Here is a 17,810-nt window from a genome sequence, read left to right on the forward strand (position 1 = left end):
GTTGCGGCGCGAAGCGCCGCAACTCTCTATTGGGATAGCTATATACCAATTCACGAAAGTGTTGTCATACTTTCGTGAATTGGTATAAAATGCTTGTCTCAGGGAAATCTACGAGTTTTAAGAGCACCTTTTGATAGTTTGCCAACAACTGAGCCACCATCTCACCTGTAAATTGCTCGGTACTGTAATTTAAGATAATGCGCATGGGTTTTGACATTTCCAAATAAAACTCCAACGGTATATTTTCCATATACAGTTCTGACTTCATATCCTCCCAAGACTGCCTTCTAGCTTGCATTTCCACCACTTCCCAATGGGGTATCATTTCTAATCCCTGAGTGGCGGCAGTCATCGTCACACTTGCCATCAGGCGCAAAGCCCCTAATTGTTGCGTTTGCGCGATGACTCGATTGAGCGGGATTTCTTTATGCTCGATCGCTTCCTTGATATTGGCTTGCAATTGTTTGATAAAATTCGCGCCCGTTTGTTCGGGAAGGATTGGCGATCGCAAAATAACATCGTTGATAAAACAACCGAGCATTTGTTCCGTTTCAGGTAGGGGACGATTGCCCACGGTTGTCAAGACGCTTACTTCCTGCTGTCCTTGCCATGCAGCTAGGGTTAGTTTCAATCCCGCAAGGAAGACAGCAAAACTGGTAACCCCCAAAGAACGACTCAAAGAAACGATCGCCTCCACTAGGGATGCGGGTATTTCCGCAAAATAATGCCTTGCCTCGCGACTGGTCAATGGCTGAGCAAGAGGGAGGGAATTCCGATCGCTCACTAATTCGCTCACTAATTCGCCCACTAATTTATGTTGCCAATATTTCAGTTCCTGCGCGATCGCCGCTTCGTTGTATACCCGATGCTGCCAGAAAGCAAAATCTGCATATTGCAGAGCCACAGCGGAAAGTGGGGAAGGCAGATCGCGGGAAAAGGCTTGGATGAGGCTATGCAATTCTTGAAGCAGGAGGCTAAAAGAAGCGCCATCGGTAATGAGATGGTGCATCGAGATCGATAGCCAATGTTCCTGTGGTGCGAGACGAAATAATGTCGTGCGGATTAAAGGGGCGATCGCTAAGTCGAAGGCAGGTTCGGCGATCGCGATCGCCAAATTAAAAGCTTCGGATTCGCGTTCCGCAGGGGCTAGGTGTTGTAAATCCCTATAGACAAGAGGCAAATGCATCGATGGTAAAACGAATTGCATCGGTTGACCGTCAACGATCTTAAATGCTGTTCGCAGGATTTCATGGCGTTGGATGAGTTCATTAAAACTCCGTTCCACCACCGCAGGATCGACTGCTTCCTTCAACCGTAAAATAATAGAACTATTGAGGGTTGCACCTGTGCTACTGGTATGATGGGCTTCCCAAATATATTGCTGCGAAAACGATAGGGGAATTGGTAGATCTAACGGACGTTGCGATTGAAGTTCGGTAATACTGATCGGGGATTTTGCGCCCTTCTGGAGGGCATCTGGCGCAGCAATCTGACTTTGCCCAATGCGATCGGCTAAGCCAGCCACGGTGGGCGATTGAAATAGGTCGATAATCGTGAGATTTGACGGAAAAGCACTCAATAACTGCGCGATCAGCTTAGTTGCGAGTAAAGAATGTCCGCCTAGCTCAAAAAAGTCATCATGAATCCCAATCCGTTCAATTTGCAGAATTTCGGCAAATATCTGGGCAATTTGGGATTCTCTTGCGTTACGGGGAGCAATAAAAGTTTCGGTTAAGTCAGGACGTGATAGCTCTGGCTCGGGTAATTGCGAACGATCTACTTTCCCATTTTTGTTGAGGGGCATAGCCGAGAGCAGCATGAATCCCGCAGGAATCATATATTTGGGTAGGCGCTTTTCCAGAAAGCGGCGCAGACTGACCGCCGTAGGACGATCGCCCGCCTTCGGAACGACATAGGCAACCAGACGTTTATCCCCAGTGCGATCGTCCCAGTCGATCGCCAGACTTTCCTGTACTTCGGGATGCTGAGCTAGCAATGCTTCAATTTCTCCTAATTCGATCCGATATCCACGTATTTTTACCTGACGATCAAACCGACCGAGAAATTCAATGGTTCCATCAGCCCAATAGCGGGCGCGATCGCCTGTTTGGTAAAGCCTTGCCCCTGCTAGTCCAAAGCGATCGGGGATAAACTTCGCATCGGTCAGATCGCGACGATGGAGGTAGCCCCTAGCTAAACCCATGCCACCAATATACAATTCGCCAGCAATGCCGATCGGTGTAGGCTGCAAGCATGGATCGAGGATATAGGTGCTAGCATTGCGAACAGGCTTCCCAATGGGAATCTCCCGACCTGCGAGATCTAGGGTAGCGAGATCGACGGTGGTGGTAACGATCGTTGCTTCTGTAGGCCCGTAGCTATTGACTAAACGTACATGCGGTTTGACCATTTTTTGCCAGAGGGCAAAGCGATCGCTGAGGGCTTTTTCACCACCGAGGATCACCAACCTGATGGTGTCAGGTAATGCAAGCTGGCGATCGGTCATTTCCGCCACCATCTGATGCCAGAAAGCCGTAGGGAGATCGAGTACGGAGATCTGCCAGTCGGCGCAGGTTTGGAGAAATGAGGCGATCGCGCCAATCATTTCCTCCGATCGCAATCTCAAAGTTGCGCCCGTCGAGAGGCAGGGAAAGATCTCTTCGGCAGCCGCATCAAAGCCGATGGAAGCAAATTGCAATACATGATCGCGATCGCTGATACCATATTCCGCGATCGCCGCTTCCGTATAGTTGACTAAGGAATGATGTTCCACCATTACCCCTTTGGGTTGCCCCGTCGAGCCTGATGTGTAGATAATGTAGGCAAGATGATCGCTCTGCACCGACCCTAGTTCTAAATTATCCCGACTTTCGCAAGCAATTTTTCCCCAATCACCATCGATCAAAATTACAGGCGCAGTAACGGGGGCATTAACAGGCGCAGTAACTGGTTCAGTAACAGGAGCAATAAACTGAGGTATTTTCTCAATCAAAGTTCTCTGGGTTAGTAATACGGAAACTTTGGCATCGGACAGAATAAATTCCAGTCTTTGCGCTGGATAGTTGGGATCGATCGGGACATAAGCCCCTCCAGCCTTGAGAATGCCGAACAGTCCCACCAGCATATCAATGGAGCGCTCGACATAAAGTCCGACCAGACTTTCGGATTTAACCCCTAGATGCTGGAGATAATGCGCTAACTGATTGGCTCTTTGATTGAGTTCTTGATAGGTGATTTGGCGATTGCCAGCGATCGCCGCTATAGCATCAGGAGTCCTCTGCACCTGAGCCTCAAATAATTGATGAATGCAGGCATTAGTAACAGGAGCGGTTTGGGCTTGACTCCATGCCAGTAACTGTTGTTCCTCTTCTAGGGGGAGTAGGGGCAATGCCAACAGAGAGCGATCGGGATTCGCCACAATTCCCGCTAATAGAGTTTGGAAATGCGCCAACATACGGGTAATCGTAGCTTCATCAAACAGATCGGTGTTGTACTCCAACTTTCCGATTAAGCCATCCGCTTCAACAAGGTGAATCGTAAAATCAAATTGAGAAGTGTGATTGTCGATGCGCTCATGCTCGACCTGTAAATTAGGAAGTTCAATATTCTCAATCGAAAAGGCATTTTGAAATACCAGCATGACTTGAAATAAGGGCGCGTAGCTTAAATTTCTTGCCAGTTGTAATTCATCGACCAATTTTTCAAAGGGAAGCGTTTGATGCGCTAAAGCTCCTAAGACAGTTTCGCGTACGCGCTGCATTAGGGTTAGGAAACTGGGGTTTGCCGATAGGTCAGTACGCAGCACCAAGGTATTGATGAAACAACCGATTAAATTTTCCAGTTCGGGTTGTTGACGATTGGCGATCGGCGCACCAATTAAGATATCTTCCTGTCCGCTATACCGAAATAGTAATGTTTGCAACGCCGCTAGCAGGGTAATAAATAAGGTATTGCCCGTTTGTTGTGATAGATCCCTGAGTGCTGCTGTGAGATCCTTAGGGATGGTAAAAGATAGGGTTTTACCAGTAAAAGACTGGACAGCCGGGCGCGGGCGATCGCTGGGCAAGGACAAGAGATCGGGGGCATGGAGCAATTGCTGCTTCCAATAACTGAGATCCTTCTCTAGTACTGCCCCTTGCAGGTATTGTCTCTGCCAGATCGCAAAGTCTGCATATTGAATGGGTAAGGAAGCGAGGGGCGAGGGGTTCCCGATCGACAGCGCTGCATAAAGCCTGCTCAGTTCGCGGAAAAAAATACCAATCGACCAAGCATCCACCGCAATATGATGCAGGGTTAATAGCAGAATATATTCGGTAGCACTGAGTTGCAGTAGATCTGCCCGCAATAATATATCTCGTTCTAAATTAAAGGGCTGGCAAGCTTGCGACTGCGTAATGTTTTCGACTTCCCTCTCTTTTTCCTCGGTTGAGAGCGATCGCAAATCGGTGATCACTAATTGCCAATCATCGATCGGATTAATAATCTGCGTTAGTTCGCCTGCGATCGTTTGGTAAGTGGTACGGAGGATTTCATGGCGTTGCAGAATTGCTTGAAGACTCTGGGCTAAAGCCGTGACTTGCAGATCGCCCTTAATTTTTAAGGCGATCGAAATATTATTGGAGACCGCGCTATTAAGACTTAACCGATCCTGAAACCACATCCGCTGCTGTCCAAACGAAACCTCAAGATGACCTTTGCCCTGCTTCTCTTGGCGCTGGGGAATCGACTGAGAACGAGGCAATGGATTCGGCTTTAAGGACATTCTTCGTTTCAATAGAGCCTGTTGCTCTGGAGACAAAGCCGCAATTCGTTTGGATAAATCATTCATCATCAGGTAGCTCGCTAAACTAGAATTGGGGATTTGGGAAGGGAATTGGGATGGGATATGTAGCTATTTTTTATGTCTTTGAGAAAGTCTAGGCTTTCCATCACCCAATCAAATTCCACGCCAAAGTCAATGAGAGCAGCAATTTCATCGATTCCTGCCTGTTGCAGATTATCGATCATAGTTTGGCAATAGGCGGGAGTTCCCATTAATACCTTGCCGTTAAAATAGGTTTCAAAACTAAACTCAAGCAGATCATCTAGGTCTTGCGGAGTCATGGTGTTAGGATCGATGGAAAACCGCAGATCACCAGAGGATTTGACTACTAGATCGAAATGGGTTTTGAGATAATTTTTAAAGGGCTGTTTCACCTTGCGCCGCACGGCATCCATATCGCGATCGATAAATGTATGGATCATCATGGCAACCTTTCCACTTTGGGGATCGTGACCATGTTGGGCTAGGGCTTGACGATAGAGGGTGATTTTCCGCAGGATTTCGTCGAGGCTTTGGTACAGGGGCGAAGTGAGAATGTTCGCGCCAATTTTGCCAGCTTCCAGAAAGGTTTCATCGGAGAGAGCGGTAATCCAGATAGACAAGTTGGTTTGCAATGGTCTGGGAAAGGTATGAATATTAACAGGCTTACCATTGCCACCGATTAGGGCGATCGACTCTCCTTGCCAAAGCTGCTGCAATACTTGAATGTCTCGCCACATAATTTCTTTTTTGGCAGCATACTTTTCGGGATAAAGCACAAAATCGTTAGGATGCCATCCTGGAGCAAAGGATAGACTGACACGCCCCTTAGACAGATTATCTACCATCGCCCATTCTTCGGCAACGCGCAAAGGATTTTGCAATGGCATGACGACGCTGCCAGAGCGAATTTGGATATGGTCGGTAATCATCGCGATCGCTGCGCCCGCCACCGATGGATTGGGATAAAGCCCCCCAAAGGCATCGAAGTGACGTTCGGGAATCCAAACAGCGGCAAATTTATGGCGATCGGCAAATTTTGCCCCTTCTAGCAATAGATGATATTTGTCGCGACTGGTTGTGGAACCATCGCCAGAGAAATAAAACAAACTAAATTCCATAATTCTAATCCTGCACTTGAGCTAACTGGGCTTGTATTTCATCTAGGGATAATTTTTCGATCTCGGCAAGAATCTTTGCCATCTCATCGGGATCCTCTGGCTGCAAAAGTTGCTCCCCGATTAAACTTGCTAATCCCGCCACCGTGGGCGCATCCGAAAGCAATGTCCGCAGCGATAGTTCTACAGGATACATTTCGCGGATCTGTGACACCAATCGCACCGCTAATAGGGAATGTCCTCCCAACTCGAAGAAGTTATCGTTAACTCCCACCTGTTCTAGCCCTAGCTGAGCTTGCCAGAGTTTGGCAATTTTCTGTTCGATCGCATTACTTGGGGCTACATAGCTAGTGGATTGGAGCGAGCGCTGGTGTCCTGCGACTCCTATAGCAGACGGTAATGATACTTGAGAATCCGCTTGAGCATTTGCTCTTGTCGCAGGAGCATCGGGTTGCTGTAGAGCCATATTGTTCTGTTGCCTTTGCTTCAGCACCGATGACCAGTCTTTAGTCGAAACTAAGACCTGACGATAATCGTTGTGCAAAATGCGCTGTAGAGCTTCAAGCCCCTCTTGGGGAGCGATGCCCAGAGCCAGAGCCTCTAGACGTTCCTGCTTGATGCGATCGGGTAATCCCTTGAGATCTGCCCCCATCCCTATTTCCTGCCAGATATCCCAATTAATGGAAATGGTGCGTAGGTTTGAATGCGCGGACTGCGCCGCAAAGGCATCGAGGAAACAATTAGCAGCACAATAGTCCACTTGTCCTAATCCACCGAGAACGGCACTAAGAGAGGAAAATAGCACCAAGAAATCTAACTCATCGTTTTGGAAAGTCTGTTGAAGAACGCGCGTACCTTGAACCTTGGGACGCATGACTTGAGCGGCAACTGCGGGATCTTTGAGTTGCATAATTCCATCGCCAGCGACTCCAGCCGTATGCAAAATACCGTGGAGTTTTCCAAAGGTTTGTTGAATGCGATCGCGCAGGGATTGCATTTGTTCGCGATCGGCAACATCGGCATTTAACACCATCACTTTCGCACCATGCGCTTCCATGGCTTGGATTTTGCGAATTTTGACGGTCATACTATCCTCGTCACCGTGATTTTGCATCCATCGTTCCCATTCATCCCTAGGAGGCAAAGCGGTGCGACTGATTAAAACTAGCTGGGCTTGGAAATTACGGGCGAGATATTCGGCAATAGTCATGCCAATGCCACCCATACCGCCAGTAATCAAATACAATCCCCGATGACGAAATGCTGTCTGATCTGTTCTCCGCTCTGTTCTCCGATCTGTTGTCCGATCTGAAGGTGGAGTTACCGAGGGTAAATAGATTTCTTCATGAATTGGTAACCAGCGATAGTTGCCCCGATAGGCAACTATGGGCGCAGAGGGGCGATCGGCGAGATTGAGGATTTCCGCAACGATGTGATCGCATTGATCGCACCATTGTTTATGCTCAGGTTGATGATCGGGTTTATTCTCAGGGTCGGCAGCGATCGCCACATCGATCGCACCACAGGCGATCTGAGGATATTCCTGAGGAATCACCTTACAGGCTCCCAAAATCGTGGCTTTTTCTGGAAAAATTACTTCCGTTCCCGATACATCTTGTGTATGGTTCGAGACCACCCCAAGGCAAATTGCTTCCGTCACATTTTGCTGACCGATCGCTTGAGCTAAATAGAGCAGGCTAAAGAAGCCCAACCTCTGCGATTCTTCCCCATCAAGCCGATCTCCTAAAGTCCAGAGATGGGCAATTATAGGCGATTGTCCCAAGGTGAGAACTTCTCGAATTAGCATCTCATAGTGATGGCGATCGCTGGGATTAATTTGATAGATATCATTGTCACTGCGACTAAACTCAGTGCCAATATGCACCTGAATTACCCGATATCCCCGCTGCTGCAAGCTTTGGGTCATTGTCGCACCTAAGCCCTGACGATCGCCAAAGATGACCCAGCAGCGATCGCTTAGTTCTTTTCGCATCGGTAAAGCCGCACGCTTCCAAGAGGGAAAATAGAACCATTCGCCAAGATCCGACTTCTTGTTCAGATCGATCGCAGGTCGAGCATTAGATTCTATCTGGGGAGCCTCGATCCAATAGCTCTGACGTTCAAAGGGATAGGTGGGAAGGGGAACCCGCGCCGATGGCTGTTGCGCATAAAATTCCGCCCAATCAATTTCTACACCATGCAGCCAAAGTTGTCCCAAGGTTTTGAGGAGAAATTCTAGTTCTGAAGATCGATCTTGGGGATGGGGTAAAGAACTAAGAATTAAGCGATCGCTTGACTGCTGCTTGGCTAAGGTGCTAAGCGTGCGTCCTGCACCTACTTCCAATAAAATGGCATCGGCATTATTTAATAGCTCGGCAATACCCTGCGAAAACTGAACGGGTTGCCGCAAATGCTGCGCCCAATATTGGGGATCGGTGGCAGATGCGGACGTAATCCAAGTACCTGTTACATTGGAAATAAATGGAATTTGCGGTGGATGCAACGTCATTTTCTGTAAATGCTCGACCAATGGCGCGATCGCTCCTTCCATCATCGGCGAATGAAAGGCATGGGAGGTATGTAAAGGTTGACAAGCGATCTCTTGAGCGGATAGTGCATGTTGCAGTTTGGCGATCGCTTCTATTGCTCCTGAAACGACACAGAGCGATGGACTATTAACAGCAGCAAGGAAGAGATCCGCTCCGAGAAAAGACTGAACATCTGTGGACGATAGGCTCACGGCAAGCATGGCTCCTTGGGGCTGTTGTTGCATCAAGCTCCCGCGCAGAGCAACGAGAGCTAGGGCATCATCAAGCGAGAAAACGCCCGCAAGATAGGCCGCCACATATTCGCCGATACTATGCCCGATCATCGATTGGGGCTTTACCCCCCAAGACATCCACAATTTGGCAAGGGCATATTCGATCACAAATATGGCAGGTTGGGCGATCGCAGTCTGCGTTAATTTCTGCTTCGCGGATGGCATTGCTTCCCCCTCGGCAAATAATATGGAACACAGATCGATTTGATACTGGGTCGAGAGGATCGAAAAACAGCGATCGCATTCTGCTTGAAAAGTCGGCTCGCTCATATATAGCTCTCGCGCCATGTTTAGATACTGCGAGCCTTGCCCAGAAAACATGAACATAACTGCCGTATTATTCGCTTCAGCATGTCCTGTCAGCGATCGCTCTGGCTGTTGCAAGATTTGGCTGGCATCTGCCAAGGTTTGGGCGATCGCCACCCTTCGATGGGGTAGCGCCCAACGTCCAATCCCCAAGGTATAGGCGACATCCGTTAAGTTAAGCTCGTTTTTTTGGTTGAGATAATCGCCTAAATTTGCAGTCGCCTTCGCCAAGGCTGTCTCTGTTTTGGCGGAAAGCGCGAGGATCTGATAAGCCCTCGGCTTTAGATCGGTTACTGCCATTGGTGCAGGAGCTTCTTCTAACACAACATGTACATTTGTGCCGCCAAAACCAAAGGAACTCACGCCAGCCCTTCGAGGGATTCCTTGGGGTTCCCATGCCGTCAGTTGGGTATTGACAAAAAATGGGCTATTCGCAAAGTCAATCTGAGGATTGGGCGCTGTGAAGTTAAGACTGGGGGGAATCTTTTTGTGATGCAGCATCAGTACAGTTTTAATGAAACCCGTAATTCCTGCAGCAGCATCTAAATGACCCACATTAGTTTTCACGGAACCGATCGCACAGAATTGGCGGCGATCGGTCGCGACTCGAAAAGCTTGGGTCATAGCAGCAACTTCGATCGGGTCGCCCAAAGCCGTGCCCGTACCGTGGGTTTCCATATAGGTAATGGTGTCGGGTTCTACTTCCGCCATCATTTGCGCAGCACGGATCGCTCTTGCTTGACCTTCCTGACTGGGAGCGGTATAGCCGACTTTCATCGATCCATCATTGTTAATTGCCGAGCCCTTGATTACTGCATAAATGTAATCGCGATCGGCGATCGCATCTTCTAAGCGCTTTAGTACTACGACCCCCAAACCATTGCCGCCCACCGTGCCATTCGCCCCACAGTCAAAGGCTCGACAATGACCATCGGGAGAGACGATCTCTTCGGGGGATAGGGTTGATTCATTCTGGGGCACTTTTACGGAAACTCCCGCCGCCAGAGCCATATCACATTCGCCACTCAACAAACTTTGACAGGCTAAATGGACTGCGACGAGAGAACTTGAACAGGCTGTTCCCACGCTCATGCTGGGACCTTTGAGATTCAACTTGTAGGAAACGCGGGTAGGCAGGTAGTCTTTGTCCACTCCCACTAAAGTTTGTAAGAATCCTCTCGACTCAATAAAGTTTGGATTGGGACTCAGGTTGTAGAGCAGATAGGTTCCCATGCCTACGCCAGCAAATACGCCAATGGGACTAGACTCAGTTTCAGACCGATAACCTGCATTTTCGAGAGCTTCCCAAGCACATTCCAGAAAAAGTCGATGCTGGGGATCCATAGCTTCTGCTTCCCTAGGATTGAATCCAAAGAAAGCCGCATCAAATTGATCAACATCCTGCAATACCGATCCAAATCGAGGTATCTTTGCGGACAAAGGGATATCCTTAGCATCTGCTTCCTGCGGGGATGATTGGGATTTGCTAAACTTACTAAAGGGAGTGACTAGCTCTACACCTGTTTCTAGATTTTTCCAGAAATCATCAATGGTAGGGCTTCCTGGCAACTTGCCCGCCAGACCGATTACTGCTATTTCTAAACCATTTTGATGGGAATTCATAATGCTTATTTGGTAAAAATATTAATCTCGATTAATCGCGATCGCAGGATTTATGCGCATTCAAGGTTTTGAGATTCCCAAAATGGCAACGCCATTTTGGGAATTGGTATTAAGTAGCCATTTATCACAGAACATTTGTCTGTTTAGAGCGATCCAATCGCTGTTTAATCCGATTCTTGCCAGCATCCAATCTTTGCGCTGATTTCTGCTGCTCTAAAACATTTGTGGTCTGCCCTTGGGTCAATCGCTGCGCTAAAGCCTTCACCGTGGGATAGCTAAAGAGATCGACCAGAGAAATCAATTGAATTTCCTGCGGCAAAGCGAGCCCTAGTTTGCGATAAACGTTAGTAATTAGCAGTGAATTTGCGCCGAGATCGAAGAAATTGTCATTGACACCAACCTTTTCCAATTCTAACTCCGCTTGCAAAACGGAAACGATCGCGTGTTCGATTGTATTTTGCGGAGCGGTGTAGGCTGCCACTCTGGTTTGAAATAAGGACACCTGCGTCGGTAGTGCTTGGCGATCAACCTTCCCATTAGCCGATAGGGGTAGTTTGTCAAGGAACAAATAGATAGAAGGAATCATAGGACTCGGCAACTTATGTCCTAAAAATTGACTGAGTTCCTCCACCGTTGGCGCTACATTCGTCGCATCTTCCATCTGGGGAATAATGTAAGCCGCTAACTGAGCCTGTTGTCCCTCTCCCACGATTTTAATAATGGCGGTTTTGACCTTAGGATGTTGCATTAAGGCAGCTTCAATTTCCCCTGCTTCCATACGCTGACCACGTAGTTTAATTTGAAAATCGACCCGACCTAAAAATTCAATCGTGCCATCCTTTAAATAGCGACCGCGATCGCCAGTACGATAAATTCTCTCACCCGTTCTTGGGTGAGTGATAAAAGCAGCCTTAGTTCTAGTTTCGTCTTGCCAATAACCTTTGGCTACCTGCACTCCCGCGCAATACATTTGACCCGCTACCCATGTCGGACAATCATCTAAGGCTTCATTCAAAATGTAGTATTTTGAGTTGGTCATCGGCTGACCGTAGGGAATACTTTTCCAATCAGGAGAAACTTCATTCACTTGATAGCCAATATTCCAAATGGTGGTTTCGGTTGGTCCCCCAATACTCAATAGATCGATATGGGGAACTACAGCCCTAATGCGATGGGGTAGGGAGACGGGAAACCAATCCCCTCCTAATATGGCTAAACGCAAATTAGAGGTAAAATTAGAAGTAGCGGATGCCTCGCGATCGCTGACAGCATTCACCAACATTTCCATCATGGCTGGAACCGAGTTCCACAATGTCACTTGCTGCGTCTCGATTAGTTCTGCCCAATGGTGGGGATCCTTGAGAGATCGCGCCTCAGGCAAGACGATCGCGCCCCCCGCACTGAGCATCCCAAAAATGTCATAAACAGATAGATCGTGATTAAGCGCCGTTAAAGCAAGGATGCGATCGCGATGGGTAACTTGATAGTTTTTGTTCGTGTAAACGACCACATTCGCGACATTGCGGTGGGTGATCATTACTCCTTTGGGCAAACCCGTGGAGCCAGAAGTATAGATTACATAGGCAAGATCGTCAGGATTTTGCAGAGGTGGGAGAGATAGTTCATTCTCATCATGAAAATCTGTATGAAAATCTTGATAAAAGTCTTCGCGATCGAGACAAAGTCTCTTCATACTGTGATCCCAAATCAAGGTGTCATCTAACCAAGATTGAGTTAATACAATTTGTACTTCGCTATTTTTCAAGAGATATTGCAATCGCTCTGGCGGCAGGTCGGGGGCAATGGGCACATAGGCGGCTCCTGATAATAAAACTCCCATGACCGCAACGATCTGCTCCCATCCCTTTTCCATAACGATCGCTACTAACTGGTTGGGAACTACACCTAAATGTCTGAGTTTATAACCCACCTGATGGGCGCGATCGCTTAATTCCTGATAGGAAATAGATTTTTGGGAAGTAATTACCGCAGGGAGATCGGGATATTCCCTTACTCGCTCCTTAAATAGTTCTTGCAATAAAACCTTCGGAATATCGGCATCTGTGAAATTGGCAATATTTCTATTGAACAATTGATCAGAAGTGAGTAATTGCCGATTTGTTTCACTCCAGATCTCCTCAGAATTAGCTAGGCGTTCGAGGAAATGACAATAGGTCGCAAACATATCGGCGATCGCGCCATCTGGGAACAGTTCGTCCACCACATCCCAGTTAAAGGTGAGAGTTTCCTTCTCTTCCCAAACCTGCACATCCATCCAAGCTTGAGAAGCTTGGCTGATGCCATATACTAACTCACCAAAATGGCTAAAGGTTAAAGTTTCCTGACCCATAGCGGCAAATCCGAGGGTACTGGTAAAAATTACGGGCATCGCATTGGGTACGTTACCCTGTTGGCGAGTGAGTTCTCGCGTCACCCTCACCCCACTAAAATAGCGATGTTCGAGATCCTGCCAGAGTTGTTTTTGGAGTCGAAGGGCGCGATCGCCAAAGGCTTCTTGTCGAGAATTATCCACCTCTAGTAAGGTTACTGAGGTAAAGTCCCCCAATAGGTGATTGACATGGGGATGCATTGGTAGGCGATTAAATAGCGCCAAATTTAAGGTAAATTGCGGATTTTGACTCCAGAGAGCGATGATTTCGGCAAAGGCGGCAAGTAATAGCCCCGAAGATGTTAAACCAATATTTTTGGCTTTTTGTTGGAGCCTTTGCCAGTCATCTCGTTCCATTTGGGCGTGATAGCGTTTACAGCGATGCTGTTTTAGTTCTTGCGGATTTTTGGCGAGGGGCAATTCTGGCGCGGGGGGCAAATTTTTAAGGCGTTTGAGCCAATATTCCTCTGATCGCTGATAAAGCTTGGTTTGCGGTAAGGACTGTTCGGCGAGGACGTAGTCCCGAAAGGAAAGCTCTAACGGTGGCAAAACCGCCTCGGGACATTGATAGAGTTGAAACCATTCCTCAAATAGACGGAATAGGCTCCAAGCATCAAATACAAGCAGATCGTAACTGATATGCAAACGGGTGCGATCGCCATCTAAATAGGTCACGCGAAAATCAAACAAAGGATAGCGATCGGCGGGTAACACTTGATGGGACATCTCTTCTCTGATAGCCGCAAGACGATCAGCGATCGCTGTCGGTGTTTGTCCGCGCAAATCTACCACCGCAAGGTGATAGGGAGGAACTTCCTTCAGGATTTGCTGTTGTCCATCGGGACGCACGATGGCTCGCAACATATCATGGCGCGAAATCGATTGCTGTAGGGCGAGATTTAAGCGTTCGAGATCGAGATGACTTCCTTCTATTTCATAGTATCCATGATTGGAAACATTGCCCAATGTCAGTACGCCACTGCGTCCAATCCAAAAAGCGTGCTGCATATCAGTCAGAGGGAATGGCTCATAACGCGATTCGGGATCGGGGACGATCGCGGGCAAATCGTTTTCCTTAGGACTAGTCTGATGCTGGTGCAGCAATGCCAAAATCTCGCTCTTGCGCTTAATTATGGAGTCGCGCAGTTCGGCAGTTAAGACTCCCTGCGGTGCATCAACTAGCAGAGATTCGCCTTCAGCCGATAATTTAATACCGATATTAGAGAGTGAGTTTAAAAGTGAATACAGATTCATAGATTAGCTCTGGATTAGCTCTGGATTAGCTCTGGATTAGCTGGATAAACGTTCGTTCATTATTTCTGCCTAGGTAAAAATAATGAGATTGGTAGCAATTTGGTAGCAATAATGAGAAGAATAATGGTATGTATAAGAACGCTCTACAAGCTGATAATTTCTCGATCTAGCTGACTGTGAGAGTTTCCCGCGATCGCATTTTCAAGCACATTGCCGATCGCATTTTCAAACACATTTTCGAGCGCATTATGGTTAATAATCTTGGCAACTGCTAGCCGAGCTAGCAAAAATTCCGCCAGATGCTGGATCGTATTTTCGCCAAAAAAATTCTCCATCGGTACGCGGATTTGTAAATCGGTTTCAATACGATGGCGGAAAACGATCGCCATTAAAGAATCCAGTAAAGTCGCCAAACAATCGCGATCGCTGATATTACTGGGGGCAATTTGTTGTGAATTTGTTAGCCAATCCCGTAGATAAGAAACCAAGATCCTATAGCGATCGTCAAAATCAGCCATCTCCAGTTGCTGCTTGATCGGAGTTTCTGCAAACAAAGCTACAGGCTGCTCAATAGAAAGAGGGAGAATTTGGTTCTCTATCTGTTTTTCTATCTGTCTCTCTATCTGTTTTTCTAAAGGAATTGGATTTTCTAACTGCGCAATTTCTTGCAATTTATCTTGCGATTTATCTTGGGATAGATTCAAGGCTGGGGGAATCCTAGACCCTAAGCCCACGTCCCCCCAGCGCATTACAATCGCGGCAGCAGTCGCAGCAGCACCGTTGGCATATACCAACACCAAATCGTTGTCACGAATTTTCCCCTTCATTGTCGCATGATAGAGATTGGCAATGGGAAATACAGGACCAAGATTGGCATAGAGTGGATATAGGTCGATTACCTTCGCAGGATCGATTCCCAATGCTTTAGCGCATACGCTCGCATACCAAGCTGTGGGTGTATTAAAGGCAAAACAATGGATTTGGTCGAGACTAACACCTGCTTCTTTGATAGCGGTTAAACAACATTGACGCACCCGATCCACGGCTGTTTCTCCGAGACTACTGGCATTGTCACCTGTGCTAGTTTGGAAGCGTGGATTCCCTTGGGCATCGATCGCTAACCCATGGATGTAGGCTCCGATCGTTGCTGTTGTCGGTACGATTTTCGTACTCATGAGTCCACGATTTGGGCGATCGCTACTCACAACCATCGCTCCAGCCCCATCCCCCATCGACAGGGAAAGAGTATCAGCTTCATTCACCGCTTGAGAGCCCAGATGGGAAGCCACAATCAAAATATGACGATAGGTTCCAGTTTGCAAGAAAGCTTGAGCGGTATGGAGCGCAATTAGGGCACTAGCGCAGGTCGATTCTAGATTCCAAGCTGGACAAGTCAGTCCTAGGCGCTCCGCCAGTTGAGTCGCTAGCCCAGTTCCCACCGTATCGGGAAAGAGCGAAGAAACGAGGGCTAAATCGATCTGATCGGGCGATAGATTCGCCGCCCTAATGGCATCTTGAGCTGCTTGACATTCAAGCAATAGGGAGGATTCACCTTCTGATACCACATGCCGATTGACACTGCCTCGAAATGGATCGGCTAGATAGGTCGTAAGTTCTTGCAACCAGAGATCGATTCCGTTGGCAGTGGCGCTAGACTCCTTAGATTCAGGGGCTTCAGACAGTTTCACTCGCCTTTGCCTTGGGTTAACCTGAAACAATTCAGGGAATTTTTGTTGCCAATATTGATTGGTGCGAATTGTGTGGGGAAAGCTGACTGCCAGCGAACGAATACCAACCGATTGCACGATCTTCATAAATTTTTCAAAGGTTTACAAGCTTCTTGCATATTATTCTCAAGAGAATATATTGACATTAACATATCAATCTCCGAGAAACAAGCGATATACACAAAGATATCATGGAGTATTCAATTTTATTTATTAGTAATCTTTATCAATAAATATGCCATGATGGAACATTATTTTTGAAGATGTTTAAAGATTTTTGTCGTGCGTATTTTTACAATTCTTTGGAGCGGGCAGATGGCTTCGGCGATTGGGACAGAGATGACCCAATTTGCACTCACCATCTGGATTTGGCAAATGACTCAGCAAACCACAGCGATCGCGCTCCTCAGTTTCTTTTTTCTGCTCCCCCAAATAGCGATCGCTCTATTCGCTGGGCTAATTATCGATCGCTTCAATCGTCAATATCTGATGATTTTTAGCGATGTGGGGGTCGCTCTATGTACGGTTCTAATTGGATTGCTTTACGCAACGCAAAACCTCCATCTCTGGCATCTATATTCCTTAGCAGTCATCTATGGCTGCTGCGGACAGATGCAAGGGCTAGCTTTTTCCGCATCGATTTCATCCATCGTTCCTCAGCAGCACTACGCCCGCGTGAGTAGCATGAGAACGCTGATCAACTACAGTTCGGCAATTATCGCGCCCGCGCTTGTCGGTGGACTCTATCCCGCGATCGGCTTGATTGGCATCATTGCGATCGACCTCACAACTTTTTTAATCGGCATTGTAACGGTGCTCATGGTGCGCATTCCCCAACTAGCAAGCCAAGAAACTGTTGAAATCAATCGCAAAACGATCGGACAGCAATTGTTTTGGGGGATTAACTACATTCTCGCCAGACCGAGTCTATTGGCAATGACCGTTACTTTTTGCCTGTTTCTGTTTACCTACCACATGGTAGAAACTCTATATCAACCCATGATCCTCGCTCGTACTAATGGAAGTACTCAGATATTGAGCATGGTTGTGACTGCGGCAGGTATAGGCGGTGTTGTGGGAGGGGCGACCTTGAGCGTTTTTGGGGGCTTTAAACGCCAAATTCGGGGGATGATCATCGGATTTATCGGCGTGGGCATCGGCAGTTGCGTCCTCGGTCTGGGACAAACGCCTTGGATTTGGATTGGAGCGCATTTCTTCGCCGCCTTTAGTATTCCCCTAACCTATAGTTCCAGTTATGCCATCTGGTATGCCAAAGTGCAGCCTGAGGTGCAAGGACGAGTGCTAGCATCAGCCCATGCACTGGGATTGGTAGTTGGCGCATTTGCGAGTCTAATTGCGGGAGTGTTAGCCGATCGCATTTTTGAGCCCGCCATGAATTCTGAAAGCTTTATAGCCACAATATTTACGCCCATTATTGGCATAGGTAAAGGTTCAGGAATTGCCCTATTGGTGACGATCGCCTCACTGTTAATGGTCGTAATTGGGTTAATTAGTTATAAATTCCCAACGCTCCGCAACGCGGAAGATTTACTTCCAGACCACGGTCAATCGTAGTAATACCAAGTTAAGAAATGGCTACGCCATTTCTTAACTTGAAAGCCCTTACTGGTTTTGGTTTTCAATTCACAAAAGTGTTGTCACACTTTCGTGAATGGTAGTGCTAAACAGGTAAGGATGGGCGGCGCTTCGCGCCGCCCATCCTTACCTGTTTAAATCCTTTCCTGTTTAGGACTACCTCGTGAATTGGTAT

The 17,810-nt window shown here is 47.5% G+C and carries 6 protein-coding genes and 2 pseudogenes; 1 reads left to right on the top strand and 7 read right to left on the bottom strand.

What is annotated here, in order from left to right; translation table 11 throughout:
• Window positions 1–64 precede the first annotated feature (64 nt).
• The 7 genes and pseudogenes from PSE7429_RS13295 to PSE7429_RS13315 all read right to left on the bottom strand — a co-directional run bounded on the left by PSE7429_RS13295 (window position 65) and on the right by PSE7429_RS13315 (window position 16,126).
• A complete protein-coding gene (locus tag PSE7429_RS13295; RefSeq protein ID WP_009627737.1) occupies window positions 65–4,831 on the bottom strand; it encodes a non-ribosomal peptide synthetase in 4,767 nt (1,588 codons plus the stop codon).
• An 11-nt stretch (window positions 4,832–4,842) separates the two neighbouring features.
• Window positions 4,843–5,922, bottom strand: a complete 1,080-nt coding sequence (locus tag PSE7429_RS13300; protein ID WP_009627738.1) for an LLM class flavin-dependent oxidoreductase — start codon at window positions 5,920–5,922, stop codon at window positions 4,843–4,845.
• Window positions 5,923–5,926: 4 nt separating this feature from the next.
• A complete protein-coding gene (locus PSE7429_RS13305; protein ID WP_009627739.1) occupies window positions 5,927–10,669 on the bottom strand; it encodes a type I polyketide synthase in 4,743 nt (1,580 codons plus the stop codon).
• Window positions 10,670–10,793: 124 nt separating this feature from the next.
• On the bottom strand, window positions 10,794–11,447 hold the full coding sequence (locus PSE7429_RS28195; protein ID WP_456153980.1) for an AMP-binding enzyme: 654 nt from the start codon (window positions 11,445–11,447) through the stop codon (window positions 10,794–10,796).
• Window positions 11,448–12,761, bottom strand: a pseudogene (locus tag PSE7429_RS28200) (amino acid adenylation domain-containing protein); the annotation flags it as partial.
• A 63-nt stretch (window positions 12,762–12,824) separates the two neighbouring features.
• A pseudogene (locus tag PSE7429_RS28205) lies at window positions 12,825–14,312 on the bottom strand (condensation domain-containing protein); the annotation flags it as partial.
• 143 nt (window positions 14,313–14,455) lie between these two features.
• Window positions 14,456–16,126: a 3-oxoacyl-[acyl-carrier-protein] synthase III C-terminal domain-containing protein gene (locus PSE7429_RS13315; protein ID WP_009627741.1), complete on the bottom strand. Its 1,671-nt coding sequence runs from the start codon at window positions 16,124–16,126 to the stop codon at window positions 14,456–14,458.
• A gap of 195 nt (window positions 16,127–16,321) precedes the next feature.
• On the opposite strand from PSE7429_RS13315, the gene PSE7429_RS13320 reads away from it, so the two are divergent.
• Window positions 16,322–17,614 (top strand): MFS transporter, encoded by a 1,293-nt coding sequence (locus PSE7429_RS13320; protein WP_071590149.1) that lies wholly within the window; start codon window positions 16,322–16,324, stop codon window positions 17,612–17,614.
• Window positions 17,615–17,810 lie beyond the last annotated feature (196 nt).

This window comes from Pseudanabaena biceps PCC 7429 (assembly GCF_000332215.1).
In the GTDB taxonomy this organism is placed as follows: domain Bacteria; phylum Cyanobacteriota; class Cyanobacteriia; order Pseudanabaenales; family Pseudanabaenaceae; genus Pseudanabaena; species Pseudanabaena biceps.